The following is a 14,033-nucleotide window of genomic DNA, read 5'->3' as shown; positions in this document are numbered from 1 at the left end:
GGGAAGGCGTTCTTTTTGAGGATTGGGAAATTGTTAACTGGCTGTCATACAACGTCGTTTTTGTAGTGATTTTGTCGAAAAAGAAAACTCCCCGAAACATTTCCGGGGAGTTTTCCTATTATAATTCTTCTTTTTCTAAAATCAGATAGTTCATTTCCTTACGGCTGATTTCGTTGTAGCGTTTCGCATTTAATAGATAGAAGACGATGCCGATGATGATCCATACACCAAGAGCGATGTAGGATTCCTTCCCTAAGGCTGCCGGTGACCATGGCAGCAGAAGGAGAACGAGAAAGCCGATGGAGCTGATCATTCCGACCAGGGAAAGAAGCTTGCGTCCAGGGGAAACCGTGCTGGCTTTTTTCTCCGCCTTGGAATTCTCTGACCAGCGGAAAAACTTGTACGCCGTTGCGGTACAGAAAAAGTACGCGATGGCGACGCCGGTGGATGACATATCGACGACCCATAGCAGGGCTTCTCTGCCGAACCACGGAGCGACGAGACAGATCGTCATCGTAAACAGGATGCCGACATAGGGGGTTTTATATTTCGGGTGCAGCCTGCGGAAGATGTCCGGCAGAATGCGGGCACGTCCCATAGCAAATGTCAGACGGCTGGCAGAAATGTAAAACCCGTTCAATCCTGTGAAAATACCCATACAGACAGCAACAGCAATGATGAAGACGCCGGCGCGTCCGAGGTAGCTTTCAATCGCGTCACCGGTACCCCAGACCGACTGGGTGTCGTTGATCATCGCAAGCAGCTGCTGCCAAGGCATCGTACTGGCTGTAATCAGAATCATGGCGCTGTAGGCAACTCCTGCAGCGAGCAGCGACCAGATGATCAGGCTGAAGGCCTTTTTCGGTTCGAATTCAAATTCCTCCGCTGTCTGAGGAATGTTGTCAAACCCGACGTACGCGAACGGGGCAATGGCAAGAATCGTTAAAATGGATGCCATTGCGGTCTGATCCGGTGTAAATCCAGGGGAGATATTGGATACGCTTGGTCCGTCGGTCATGATGGCACCGATTCCAAGCAGGACGATTCCCGCAATCAAGATCAGGCTGAAAACAAATTGTGTCTGTCCGGAAAAGCTGGCACCGCGGATATTCAATAGAGCAAATACGATAAGGGCTAGAGATGCAATCGCGATCTGGATCATGGAAACATCATATCCAGCTACGGTATACATATTCCCTGTCTGAACAAAATCAGGGAAGAGGAATTTTGCCAGCAGTGCGAGGGCTGAGGCATTTAATGCAACAATACAGATATAGCCGAGCGTTAAAAACCATCCCGCCATAAAAGCGAACCGCCGGCCGAATCCTATATAGGCATAAGCGAATTCACCACCCGTAACAGGGAATTTTTCAATCAAAAATCCATAGCTGACGCCGATAATCATCATGAGAGCGGCGCCGAGTAAAAGGCCGAGAACTACACCGGCGGGGCCTGCCTGGCCGATCCAGTCTGTGGGGAGTACAAAAGCGCCCCAGCCAATCGCTGAACCGAAGGCAATCGCCCAGACCCAGTGGGGTTTTAACGTCTTTTCTAATTTTCTTCGTTCTCTAGTTGCCATAAACGAATAAGTCCTCCTAGTTAGATGTCAAAGATAACTTCCCTATTTTAGACAAACCAAAACGAAGGTGTAAACAAAAAAACCTCTATAAAGAAAAAGTCAGAAAAACGCAAAAAATGAAATGGGATTGTTAACAACCAGTTATTCCACTGACATAATCTGCTGATATAGTGGGGTTTGTGATGAAACCGGTCTAAATAGGTTTGAGGTGTGAAAAAATAGGCTAACGGAAATTTAGGAAATCGTTACATTGCCCCCCATATTCCTGTGATATAATTTTCTCGATTACAAACCTTAGTATGAACACAACAGATGGAAATTATCGATCCGCTTACAACGGACCGGAGAGGATATAATAAACCTGAGGAGGGTCTTTATGGAGTATAAGGCCTTGCTGTTCTGCCTGATCATTTCGCTGGCGATTACGCCGCTGGTCAAGCGGGCAGCAATAAAAATCGGTGCGACGGATCAGCCGAACCACCGGAAAGTCCACAAAAATGTGATGCCGCGTCTCGGCGGTTTAGCGATATATTTAAGCTTTGCGCTGGGAATTGTCTTCTTTTTTCCGGAAAGTGAATTAACATGGCCTGTCCTTCTCGGTGGAACGATCATTATCGTGACCGGCGTGCTGGATGACTTGAAAGAACTGTCCGCGAAAATGAAACTCGCCGGACAGCTGCTTGCCGCAGGAGTCGTCGTCATCGGCGGTGTCCAGGTGGAATTCATCAACCTGCCCTTCGGCGGGGAGCTGGAGCTTGGATATCTCAGTATTCCGCTTACGATCGTCTGGATCATTGCCATTACAAATGCCATCAACTTGATTGACGGTCTGGACGGCCTTGCCGCAGGAGTATCAGCCATTGCGCTGTTAACCATTTCCGGCATGGCCATCACGATGGGGAATGTATTTGTCGTCTTCGCAGGCTTGATGATGCTTGGAAGCACCCTCGGCTTCCTCGTCTACAATTTTTACCCTGCTAAGATTTTCATGGGGGATACAGGTGCCCTGTTTTTAGGATTTATGATCAGTGTTCTTTCTTTACTCGGATTTAAAAATGTGACGTTATTCTCCCTTGTCATTCCTGTCATTATTTTAGGTGTGCCGATTTCGGACACGCTCTTTGCGATCGTCCGCCGGGTCATCCAGCGGAAACCGCTGTCGGCACCGGATAAGTCGCACCTTCATCATTGTCTGTTAAATCTCGGCTACAGCCATCCGGAATCTGTCCTGATGATTTATGCGGTCAGTGCCCTGTTCAGTCTCGCTGCCGTCATATTCTCACAGGCGACGATGTATGGAGCGGTTCTTGTCGTAGCTCTTCTAGCGCTGATGATTGAATTGATTGTTGAAATCACCGGTTTGATTGGAAAAGATTACAAACCGATTTTGAATATGATCCGCGGGGTCCGAACCCGTCGATAAAAAAAGCAGAAGGCTGGATGAACAGCCTTCTGCTTTTTTTTACATGGAATTGTTGTTTTCGTCTCCGTTGGAAAAGCTGTCCACCTCATCATCTTTAACGAGAGGGTTGGATAGGTTCAAGTGATCTTTGAGCGTTTGAGTGACGGCGGTGAGATCTTCTTCATTCACCTGGTAGTACCAGCCGTTACCAGTGAATCCGCCTTCTCCTGACAGCTGCATTTTATCAAACGTAAAGCCGTCCTTCTGCAGGAAATAATCTTTAAAGGAAATCATTTCATCAAAGGTCAGGTTCGTTTTCATGTTGCTGCTCACAGAGGCGAGGATATCGTCGAAGTTGTTCAACCCTTTTGTGGACATCGTTTCACTGAAAATTTCCTGGATGAGCTTCATCTGGCGCTCCCCACGGGCAAGGTCACTGTCATACTTCCTTGTTCGTGCAAGAGCCAGAGCTTCTTCGCCGGTAATCGTCTGGTAGCCTTCCTGCAGCTCTACGGCTCCCGCTGTATCGGAACTGTTCTGCTCTGTCATATCAAATGGAACGTCGTAGTTGATGCCGCCGATGGCATCAACAACTTCCACAAATGAATTGAAGTTCAATCGGACATAATAATCGACAGGAACATCAAGCAGCTGCTCCACCGTCTTGACGGTAGCATCCACACCGCCGAAGGCATGGGCGTGGGCAATCTTATCCTCATAGCCGACTTCAGGGATATAGGTGAGTGAGTCCCGGGGGATGTTCAGCATCTTAATCGAACGATCATCCTGATTGAAGGTGGCCAGAACGAGGGCATCGGAACGGGCCGGCAGTCCTTCATCACCTGTACGCTTCTCACTGTCATCAATGCCGATGAATAACACAGACGTGTGATCTTTGGCAGGGTTCACTTCTTCCACGCGTTTATCCGACATGCCGCCTCGGTCCAGCTCTTTGTGGGATTCGGTGGCGGTTTCTTTCACCTGATCGGTTAAATAAACCGCATACCCCGCCGCTGCTCCGATGCCGGCAAGCAAGAGGAAAGCCGCTGCCCAGAGGAAGATGGTCAGCTTTTTCAGCTTCATACGTCAGTAAGCTCCTTTACTCCGGTGTGACGTCAAATTCTACGTAGGAGGTTCCGCCTCTTGTGATGTCCGCCTGACCACTCGTCAAATCGACCATCCAAGCTTCGAATTCCTCTTCCAGTCCGCTTTCTACGTATATTATTAATTCCACATTTTCCAGGTAATTAACCGTTTCTAGCGTATACGTCGAATTCCGCACTTCATTTTCCACTTTTCCGAGCAGGGTATAATCGATTTTCACCTTGATTTCCTGCATCAGCTGCCGTTGGACGACACCGGTCGTCGTAATGGCTTCAGAAGCAGTGGATCCGTAAGCGCGGATGAGACCGCCGGCCCCCAGCTTAATGCCGCCGAAGTAACGGGTAACAACGACAGCGGTATCCTTTAACCCGCGTTTTTTCAGTACTTCCAGCATCGGTACACCGGCGGTTCCACTCGGCTCCCCGTCGTCATTCGCCTTTTGGATCAAATCGTGTTCGCCGATCATGTAAGCGGAGCAGTTATGGGTGGCATCGCTGTGTTTCTTTTTGATTTCCTGAATAAAGGCCTGTGCTTCTTCTTCTGTTTCACAACGCTTCACATAACCGATGAAGCGGGATTTTTGTATGGTAACTTCTTCAGAACCCTCAGGTTTTACGGTATAATATCTTTCCAGCATCGTTGAAAACCTCCTAAGCTTTTATTATATCGAGGGGGGTTGAAATGGGCAAACCATACAAATAGTAGGATTGCGGCTGAAAAGTTGTACATAACCCCCATAAATGGACATGGGTCTTACGAATGATTATGTGAATATTGATGGAGGGACTTGTGATGAGCGAACAGAAAACGGGGGATATCGCCCTTGACCATATTATCGATGAGATGGTGGATACAGTCACCAACAGCAAGGATGAAATCTTTGAGATCGGCGAGGGATCCCGTCAGGAATATGAAAAGCTGTACGATGAACTGCAGGAAACGAAACGACAGGTGATTGCTTATATTGAAGAAGGCGATCAACTCGATCAGAAAGTTCGTTTTTCCCGCAAGCGTTTGTCCGAAGTAAGCAGTCAGTTCCAGAAATATTCAGAGGAAGAAATCCGCGAAGTCTATGAGAAAACCCATGCCCTGCAGATGGAACTCTCGATGAAAAGAGAAAAAGAGAAACAGCTGCGCTGCCGCAGGGACGACCTTGAACTCAGACTTCGTAAGCTTGAGGAAACGATTGGACGTGCGGAAGCGTTAGGCGGGAAAATTTCCGTCGTTTTGAATTACTTAACCGAAGATTTCAAACAGGTCAGCGATGCTTTGGAAACAGCGAAGGAAAAGCAGCAGTTCGGCCTGCAGATCATTGAAGCGCAGGAAGAAGAACGCCGCCGGCTCTCCAGGGAAATTCATGACGGTCCGGCACAGATGCTGGCCAACGTGATGCTCCGCTCCGACCTTGTAGAAAGGACCTATAAGAAACGCGGCATCGAGGATGCGATGCAGGAAGTGAAAAGTGTCCGCTCGCTCGTCCGGTCTGCCCTCTATGAAGTACGGAGGATCATTTACGACCTCCGTCCAATGGCCCTTGATGATCTTGGTTTACTTCCTACATTGAAAAAATACCTGGCGACCGTCCAGGATTACAATGATGGACTGACCATCACCTTCGCCACGTTCGGGAAAGAAGACAGGCTGGAATCCAAATACGAAGTAGCTCTGTTCCGCCTTGTGCAGGAGGCCGTCCAAAATGCGGTCAAGCACGCCGAAGCGCAGGAAATCAAAGTGAAAGTCGAAATCATGTCCACCAGTGCGATGATCATCGTGAAGGATGACGGAAAAGGTTTTGATACGAACGGGAAGAAGGAAAAATCGTTCGGCCTGATGGGCATGCGGGAACGTGTAGAAATGCTCGAAGGCGAACTGAACATCGATTCCAGCATCGGTGAAGGGACGATAGTCACAATCCATCTGCCATTAAATTGATAATTTTGTGAAAAACTATGTAAATGGACTTAAATCGTTTATAATAGAAAGCAGGATTAGGGTGTCATTTACAAACAAAACAAAAACAGAGATAGAGAGAGAACAAAGAATAGGTTAGGGGAACAAAAAACCATTCTATGTAAGAGAAACAGGAGGAAATGACCATGACGACCAGAATCGTACTGATTGACGACCATAAATTGTTCAGGGAGGGCGTAAAGAGAATCCTCGACTTCGAATCCAGTTTTGAAGTTGTAGCCGAAGGTGATGACGGGGATGCAGCACTGCGAATCGTCGAGGAACACCTGCCGGATGTAGTGTTAATGGACATTAACATGCCAAGCATGAACGGCGTAGAAGCGACAGCAGAAATTACGAAGCGGTATCCTGAAATGAAGGTCATCATCCTGTCCATTCACGATGACGAGAACTATGTCACCCACGCCTTGAAAACAGGGGCGCAGGGGTATCTGTTGAAGGAAATGGACTCTGATGCGCTCATCGATGCCATCAAAGTCGTCGGTGCTGGAGGCTCTTATCTGCATCCGAAGGTTACGCACAATCTAGTAGCGGAATACCGCCGTTTGTCAGAAAGCAAAGGAAGCAGCAGCTATCGTACGATCGAGTACCGCAAACCGCTTCATCTGCTTACCCGCCGCGAATGCGAAGTGCTGCAGCTGTTGGCGGACGGTAACAGCAACCGCGGTGTAGCAGAGGCCTTATACATCAGTGAAAAGACCGTTAAAAACCATGTCAGCAATATTTTACAGAAGATGAATGTGAATGACCGTACGCAGGCGGTTGTCACGGCCATTAAAAATGGCTGGGTGGAAGTCATTTAACGGTAGATTTGCTCCTTACTCAAGCTGTCCGGAACCTCCGGGCAGCTTTTTTCTTTGTCTGCATGACCGGGCCTGGTATTTCATTAAACAGGATGAGAAGGCTCTCATTCAGCAGGGTTCGAAGGGGGACGGGGAGACTCCTGCGGGATGAGCATGCAGGGTGAGGCCCCGCAAGGCGGAGCCTGAGGAGACTCAGCGCATGTCCGCGGAAAGCGACCTGTCCCCCGCAGAACCTGACTCCGACTTCGTTGATACAACAGGAATGGGAGTGTCTGACATCGGACAGCTGCACAGTTTGTTGGTGCAATGGCAGCGGCCTTCATGTAAAATAGGGAAGGAGAAAAAAGAAAACTATCGTACATATAAGCATAGAGGAATTTTTTTATAAGGAGCTGGGTCGGATGAAAACAGCAATCATAACGGACAGTACGGCTTACCTTCCGAAGCAAGTAAGACAAGCCCATCATATACATATGGTCCCCTTAAACGTCATCTTTGGGGAAGAATCCTATCAAGAAGAGATTGATATCAACGCCGATGATTTTTATGACATGGTCAGGGAAGGCGGGAAGCTTCCGAAAACCTCCCAGCCGTCGATCGGCATCATGACACAAAAGCTCGAGGAACTGGCGCACAACTATGACGCCGTCATTTCCATCCACTTATCCAGCGGAATCTCCGGCACCTATCAGGCGATGATGACCGCCGGGGAAATGGTGGATGATATCGACGTCCACGTGTTTGACTCGGAAATCAGCTGCCACATGCAGGGCTTTTATGCGCTTGAGGCTTCGGATATGGCCGAGCGCGGAGCAGGTCCTGACGAAATTTTGTCCCGTCTGAAAAAAATGAAGGAAACGATGCATGCCTACTTCATGGTGGATGATTTGTCCCACCTGCAGCGCGGCGGCCGTCTGAACGGAGCGCAGGCATTTGTCGGCAGTCTGCTTCAGGTGAAGCCGGTGCTGCACTTTGTGGATACGAAAATCGTTCCGTTTGAAAAAATCCGTACGCGTAAAAAAGCACTGAAACGGATCCTTTCCCTGCTCGCAGAAAAAGTGGAGGACGGGGGGGAATACGAAGCAACCCTGATTCACGCCAACCGTCCGGATGAAGCTGCGGAATTGAAGAAAGAAATAGAATCCCGGCACCCCAATGTCCACGTGACCTTAAGCTACTTTGGTCCGGTTATCGGCACCCACCTCGGTGAAGGGGCGATCGGCCTTGGCTGGTACCGTCAGTCCTGAGAATACGAGCCTGTCTGTGAGACTCAGGCAGGCTCTATTTTTCTAAGGAAGGTGACGCTGTGCTCCCGTATTTCCAACGAAAGAAACCTCAGGACTTCTCCTGGATCCCCTCCAATCCCGTTCCTCATCCACATCTCGATCTTGCCGGTAAACTCCTCCTCCCACATGAAATCCCCTACAGTCAAAAAGTAATATTAACGTTGGTTTCGAAACGAATTTTAACGAAAACAGAGAGTATGGAGCAGCACCTGTTTCAAAAACGCTGCCGCCGCTGCGGGAACACGCAGGCCCATTTGTTTGCCGAACTCCCCCATACAACCTGTGGAAAGTCGTGCGTCTACTGCCGCAACTGCATCCAAATGGGACGTGTATTGGAATGTGAGCCATTGTATATAGGAAGCGCAAATGTCCAGTGGCCTCTCTATGAGGATCCATGTGTATGGGAGGGAACGCTGACTCCCGGCCAGCAGCGGGCGGCCGATGATTTGACCGCGTTGGTTCAAAACGGCTCCGGGGAACACCTCATCTGGGCTGTCTGCGGAGCTGGGAAAACAGAAGTGCTTTTTCCTGCGATTACAAAAGCATTGGAAACCGGCAAAAGAATCTGCCTTGCCACACCGAGGACCGACGTTGTCCGTGAGCTGCAGCCTCGGCTGCAGAAGGCTTTTCCTGCAGTCGATACAGCGGCTTTGTACGGGGACAGTCCGGACAAAAACGGGCGGGCTCCATTTGTCATTGCCACCACCCACCAGCTTTTCCGATTTGCACATGCTTTTGACGTGCTCATTATCGATGAAGTCGATGCCTTTCCCTTTCACAACGATCCCACGCTGCATTTTGCAGCCAAAAGAGCGACCAAGCAGGAGGCTGCGATCATTTATTTAACCGCAACGCCACGAAAAGAACAAAAGCGAAGGCTCCGCCAAAAATCCCTCCCCGTCACTTTCATCCCGAAACGATTCCACGGTCACCCGCTCCCTGTACCTGTGTTGAAGCTGACTCCGATGCTTCACCGCTCTTTGAACCGAGGAAAGCTTCCGCAGCATCTATCGAAAACCATCTCTGAACAGCAGACCACAGCCAGGCAGCTGCTGCTTTTTCTTCCTTCCATTAAAAAGGCAGAGGAAATCGCTGCTTTCTTAAAGGAAGAAGGGTTTGAAGTAAAGTCGGTCCACGCCGAAGATCATCACCGGGCAGAGAAAATTCAAAGCTTCCGCAATAGAGAGTACCGCATTCTCGTTACGACAACGATTCTAGAGCGTGGCGTGACCTTCCCGTCGGTCGATGTATACGTCATCGATGCCGGTCATGTTGTCTTCGATGAAGCGGCTCTCGTTCAGATTGCCGGCCGGGCTGGAAGAAGCGCTGACGATCCGGATGGGGATGTGCGTTTTTACCACATCGGTAAAACCGATGAGATGCTGGACGCGGTGGAAGCGATCAAAAAGATGAACAAGCTGGGGCAGAAGCTGTGAACTGTTATCTCTGCTTTTCACCCATCGTACCGGAAGTGAACTGGACAAATTTCCTGCTGCCGGTAATCAATAAGAAAATCTGCCGGACGTGTGAAGAAGAGCTTGCGAAGCTTCCTGCTGAACGCTGTCCGATGTGTTCAAGAGCAGAAGAGGGTCTCTGCGGTGACTGCTCGCGCTGGGAAGAGACGCTTCCTGGTGTCCTTGATCAAAACGATTCGGTGTTTACGTACAATGCTTTTGCCAAAGAGCTTGTCGCCAAATGGAAATACCGCGGCGATTACGTGGCTGTGGAAGCTCTTGAAGTGATGGTGAAGGAAAAGTGGAAGGGGCTGAACCTGGATGATGATCTGACTGTCTGCGTTCCTTTGAGTTCGGAGCGGGAAAAGGAGCGCGGCTTTAATCAATCCGGGAAGATCATTGAAATGGTCGGAAAAGAACCCGCGCATCTTTTTAAACGCATTCACGGGGAAAAGCAGTCGAAGCGGAATAGACGGGCGAGGCTGGAAGCGGACAACCCCTTTTCTCTTGTGAAACCGGTAAATCAGCCGGTTATCATCGTGGATGACATTTATACAACGGGAAGAACGATCCGTCATATGGCCTCGCTGTTGAAAGAAAGCGGCTGTCCCGAGGTGCGGTCATTTACAATTTTTCGATGAATCTGTCTATGAGACTTTTGAATCTTATTTTTTAACCGATATAATAAGAAAGAGAGTATAAGGGGGACCATCGGCATGGGAGAATTAGCGAACTGTCCGCGCTGTAATGCCATATTCATAAAAGGAGCGGCCGTCATCTGTCAGGCATGCGTAAAAAAAGAGGAGCAGGACTTTCAGACGGTGTATACGTTTCTAAAGAAAAAATCCAACCGCACGGCTACGGTCAATGAAATACAAGCAAAAACCGGCGTTTCGAAGAAGCAGATCCGGGAATTCGTAAAGCAGAAAAGGCTTCATCCTTCGCAGTTTCCTTCCTTGGAATACGGATGTGAGAAGTGCGGCTCCCCCATTCAGGAAGGACGCATCTGTTCCAGCTGCAGCAGAGAACTCGGAGCAGAGTTGGAGCAGGTAACGCGCAACGAGCAGTTTGCTGATCGGATCAAGGAAAAAGTGTCTCGTAAGACTTATTACTCAGTGGGAAATGATTAATTTGGATGATGGATGGAGCGATTCCTTTTCCGATATATAGAGTATAACGAAACGGACACGTAAGTGAGGTGTATCTAATGAAAATCAATCGACCGCATCATACTCAGATGAACCCTTATCAAAAACAGTTGAATCAGCAGGCAGATGTCAAAACTCATCAGGCGAAGGATAAGCTGGAAATCTCTCCGCAGGCGAAGCAGATGCAGGAGAATGATTCGGTATCTCCGATGCGACAGAAACTCGTGGAACAGATCAAGCATGATGTGGATACGGGCAATTATCAGGTGGATGCCCAGGCATCAGCGAAAAAGATGATCGATTTCTTTTCAAACAAAGAATAAAGGAGCATCACCATGACGATCGGTACCATCATAACTCTCATGAACAAACTGACTCAGCTGCATAAAAGCCTGCTTACGGTATCGCACACCAAAACAGAGGCGTTGAAGCATAATGAAACGGACAAAATGCAGAAACTGCTGCAGCAGGAGCGTAAGCATGTGCAGGCTGTGAAACAGATGGAAAAGCAGCGGACGGAAGCGGCGGCCGAGTGGTTTAAGGAGAAGGGGCATACGGGACAGGACGAGACCGTTTCCGCAATGCTCCAGCTTCTTTCAGGTGAGGAAAAAGAGGAGCTGCAGCGTGCGTATGAAGCGCTCATCTTCGTTCTCTCTGATTTGAAACAGCAGGAGGCTTTGAATGCGGAGCTCATCCAACAGTCGATGCAGTTTATCAGCCTGTCACTGAATACACTGGAGCCGTCCATCCAGTCGTTGAATTACGGAAAACAAAAGCAGGAAGCGCCGAAGCGCTCCCTGTTTGATTCGAAAGCTTAAATAGAGGAGCAGCACATATGACATCTACGTTTCACGGGCTTGAAGTAGCCAAACGCGGCTTGTTTACCCAGCAGGCTGCCTTATACACAACCTCTCATAATATCGCCAACGCCAACACCGAAGGATATACGAGACAGCGCGTCAATTTCGAGCAGACCGGTCCATATCCTGCCGCTTCGAGAAACCGTCCGGAAATTCCCGGTCAGATGGGAAGCGGTGTGCAGGCAGCTTCCATTGAGCGCGTGCGTGTCGGTTTTCTTGATCAACAGTACCGCGGGGAAGCCAGTAAAGCGGGCTATTATGATTCACGCTCGGACGCTCTTGCGCGTCTGGAAAGCGTCATGAACGAACCTTCCGAGGATGGTTTATCCAGCACGATGGACCGTTTCTGGGGAGCCCTTCAGGATTTGTCCGTGAACCCGGAGGATTCAGGCGCCCGTTCTGTCGTCCGGCAGCGCGGCCAGGCGGTGGCCGAAACGTTCAACTATCTTTCCAACACGATCCAGACGATGCAGAAGGATGTGAAAACGGAAGTGGGCGTCACGGAAAAGTCGATCAATTCCATCGCCAACCAGATTCATAATATCAATGAGCAGATCAGTGAAGTCGAGCCCCACGGAATGGTTCCGAATGATTTGTATGATGAGCGTGACCGCTTGATCGATCAGCTTTCCGAGCACGTCAACGTACAAGTGAGCTATGAGGAGGCGTCCGCATCTGCCAGTCCACTGGCTATGGGGAGAGCGACGATTTCCTTAGTCAATCAAGATGGTAAAGCAATGAACCCGCCGGCCACCCTTGTAGACGGAACCATCGGTGGCGGCGTGAATGAACTGGATGTCACCTATGGCGCAGACAGCGCTCTCGCTACAGGAATGACAATAGGGGGAAACACGTACACGATTGAAGAATTTTCTTCCCCCGGAAAATTGAAAGGCTTAATCGAATCCGGTGGGTATGTGGAGGCCGGAGAGAAAAAGGGCAGCTACGAAAACATGCTCTCGGATCTGGACCGGATGGCCACAGGCTTTGCGGAGGCATTCAATACCGTTCATCAAAACGGGGAGTCTTTGAACAGCATCAATAATGGAACGGCTGTACCGAAGTTTTTCGATATCGATATGTCACAGGCAAACGATGACGGCGTCGTGGAAGGCATTGCAGGGACGTTGGATTTAACGGATGAAATCAAAGCCGACGGCGACAACATCGCAGCAGCGGTGACGAATGAGTCGGGGAACGGTGAAAACGCTCGGAATCTTGCTGAAGTGAAGAACGATAATAACGCCCTTTTCGGTGAGGAAGCGTCCTTTTCCAACTTTTATGAATCCATCATTGGTACGATGGCCGTGGAAACGCAGGAAGCGGAGCGGATGTCGAAAAATGCCGGCACACTGCAGGCTTCTGTGGAGGAGCAGCGGCAGTCGGTCAGCTCTGTCTCCCTCGATGAGGAAATGGCCAATATGATCAAATATCAGCACGCCTATAATGCGGCCGCCCGTAACATTACGGTCATTGATGAAATGCTGGATACCATCATCAACCGGATGGGCGTGTAAGGAGGGAGGATAACCTATGCGCGTAACTCAATCGATGTTAGCCGGCAATATGCTGCGTAATTTAAGCAGCAGCTATGAAAACATGGGCACCTATCAGGATCAGCTGGCGACCGGGAAGAAGATCACCCGTGCCTCCCAGGACCCTGTTGTTGCGATGAAGGGCATGAATTACCGCTCCCAGCTTTCCGGCGTGGAGCAGTATAAGCGGAACATCAGCGAAGTGCATAATTGGATGGACAGCAGTGATTCTTCTATGAATGAAGCCACACAGGCGATGCAGCGTGTGCGAGAGCTGACGGTTCAGGCAAGTAACGGCACGTATGAAGGAGAACAACTTGCCAACATTGCAAAAGAAATCCGCCAGTTGAAGGAGCATGTCGGAAGCATCGCCAACACGAAGGTGAACGATAAATACATCTTTAACGGAACCAATACGACAGCCGCACCGGTCAATATGGACAATGCCGCTTTTACGATCAATCAAAGCGCAAGTCCGGTCATGATCGAAGTGTCGGACGGTGTCCGGATTCAGACGAACGTGAACGCCGGTAACGTGTTCAACGAAGATTTGTTCAACGACCTTGAAAGCTTCGCCAATGCTTTGGAAAGTGGGACAGACCTTGATGAATTTCTTGGTAAATTCGATGGTCATATCAACAATATCGTCAATGAGCGGGCCGATCTCGGCGCACGGATGAACCGGGTCGAGTTGATTGAGGACCGTCTGGCGACTCAGGAGGTATCGGCCTCCAAGCTCGTCTCCGATAATGAAGATGCCGACATTGAAAAAGTCATCATGGATTTGAAAACACAGGAAACGATCCACAGGGCCGCTCTCGGTGCTGGCTCACGCATCATCCAGCCGACGCTGATGGACTTTCTAAGATAGGCTGCCCCCTGAAGGGACAG

Annotated in this window: 14 protein-coding genes; 11 read left to right on the top strand and 3 right to left on the bottom strand. The window is 49.5% G+C overall.

Translation table 11 applies throughout. The annotated features are described in order from the left end of the window. Positions 1-118: 118 nt before the first annotated feature. On the bottom strand, positions 119-1,579 hold the full coding sequence (locus tag ACXAD6_RS14515; protein WP_474969468.1) for an APC family permease: 1,461 nt from the start codon (positions 1,577-1,579) through the stop codon (positions 119-121). 376 nt (positions 1,580-1,955) lie between these two features. On the opposite strand from ACXAD6_RS14515, the gene ACXAD6_RS14510 reads away from it, so the two are divergent. Then, positions 1,956-3,002 carry a glycosyltransferase family 4 protein gene (locus ACXAD6_RS14510; protein WP_474969467.1) on the top strand — a complete coding sequence of 349 codons (1,047 nt, stop codon included), beginning with the start codon at positions 1,956-1,958 and terminating at the stop codon, positions 3,000-3,002. A gap of 39 nt (positions 3,003-3,041) precedes the next feature. Here the strand turns inward: ACXAD6_RS14510 and ACXAD6_RS14505 are convergent, their stop codons facing one another. Then, positions 3,042-4,064, bottom strand: coding sequence for an LCP family protein (locus tag ACXAD6_RS14505; RefSeq protein WP_474969466.1), 1,023 nt, complete (start codon positions 4,062-4,064; stop codon positions 3,042-3,044). 16 nt (positions 4,065-4,080) lie between these two features. Continuing rightward, positions 4,081-4,722: a YigZ family protein gene (locus tag ACXAD6_RS14500; protein WP_474969465.1), complete on the bottom strand. Its 642-nt coding sequence runs from the start codon at positions 4,720-4,722 to the stop codon at positions 4,081-4,083. 155 nt (positions 4,723-4,877) lie between these two features. Here ACXAD6_RS14500 and ACXAD6_RS14495 point away from each other — a divergent pair, with 155 nt between their 5' ends. From ACXAD6_RS14495 to flgL, 10 genes are all read left to right on the top strand, one after another. Beyond that, positions 4,878-6,017 (top strand): sensor histidine kinase, encoded by a 1,140-nt coding sequence (locus ACXAD6_RS14495; RefSeq protein WP_474969464.1) that lies wholly within the window; start codon positions 4,878-4,880, stop codon positions 6,015-6,017. 164 nt (positions 6,018-6,181) lie between these two features. Next, a complete protein-coding gene (locus ACXAD6_RS14490) occupies positions 6,182-6,859 on the top strand; it encodes a response regulator (protein ID WP_027955040.1) in 678 nt (225 codons plus the stop codon). A 401-nt stretch (positions 6,860-7,260) separates the two neighbouring features. Next, the gene (locus ACXAD6_RS14485; RefSeq protein ID WP_474969463.1) at positions 7,261-8,106 is read left to right on the top strand and encodes a DegV family protein; all 846 of its coding nucleotides are present in this window, start codon (positions 7,261-7,263) and stop codon (positions 8,104-8,106) included. A gap of 236 nt (positions 8,107-8,342) precedes the next feature. Further along, positions 8,343-9,581: an ATP-dependent helicase ComFA gene (locus ACXAD6_RS14480; protein WP_474969462.1), complete on the top strand. Its 1,239-nt coding sequence runs from the start codon at positions 8,343-8,345 to the stop codon at positions 9,579-9,581. A gap of 35 nt (positions 9,582-9,616) precedes the next feature. Further along, positions 9,617-10,240, top strand: a complete 624-nt coding sequence (locus ACXAD6_RS14475; RefSeq protein WP_474969461.1) for a ComF family protein — start codon at positions 9,617-9,619, stop codon at positions 10,238-10,240. Between the two features lie 75 nt (positions 10,241-10,315). Beyond that, a complete protein-coding gene (locus ACXAD6_RS14470) occupies positions 10,316-10,729 on the top strand; it encodes a TIGR03826 family flagellar region protein (RefSeq protein WP_474969460.1) in 414 nt (137 codons plus the stop codon). A 77-nt stretch (positions 10,730-10,806) separates the two neighbouring features. Then, positions 10,807-11,070, top strand: a complete 264-nt coding sequence (gene flgM, locus ACXAD6_RS14465; RefSeq protein WP_474969459.1) for a flagellar biosynthesis anti-sigma factor FlgM — start codon at positions 10,807-10,809, stop codon at positions 11,068-11,070. Between the two features lie 12 nt (positions 11,071-11,082). After that, positions 11,083-11,565: a flagellar protein FlgN gene (locus tag ACXAD6_RS14460; RefSeq protein ID WP_474969458.1), complete on the top strand. Its 483-nt coding sequence runs from the start codon at positions 11,083-11,085 to the stop codon at positions 11,563-11,565. 17 nt (positions 11,566-11,582) lie between these two features. After that, a complete protein-coding gene (gene flgK, locus ACXAD6_RS14455; RefSeq protein ID WP_474969457.1) occupies positions 11,583-13,124 on the top strand; it encodes a flagellar hook-associated protein FlgK in 1,542 nt (513 codons plus the stop codon). A 16-nt stretch (positions 13,125-13,140) separates the two neighbouring features. Next, positions 13,141-14,013 carry a flagellar hook-associated protein FlgL gene (gene flgL, locus ACXAD6_RS14450; protein ID WP_027955049.1) on the top strand — a complete coding sequence of 291 codons (873 nt, stop codon included), beginning with the start codon at positions 13,141-13,143 and terminating at the stop codon, positions 14,011-14,013. Positions 14,014-14,033 lie beyond the last annotated feature (20 nt).

It is taken from the genome of Halobacillus sp. ABH2_015 (assembly GCF_056158945.1).
Note: the sequence above shows the minus strand (reverse complement) of the source record. Positions and strands in the feature narration are given on the sequence as shown.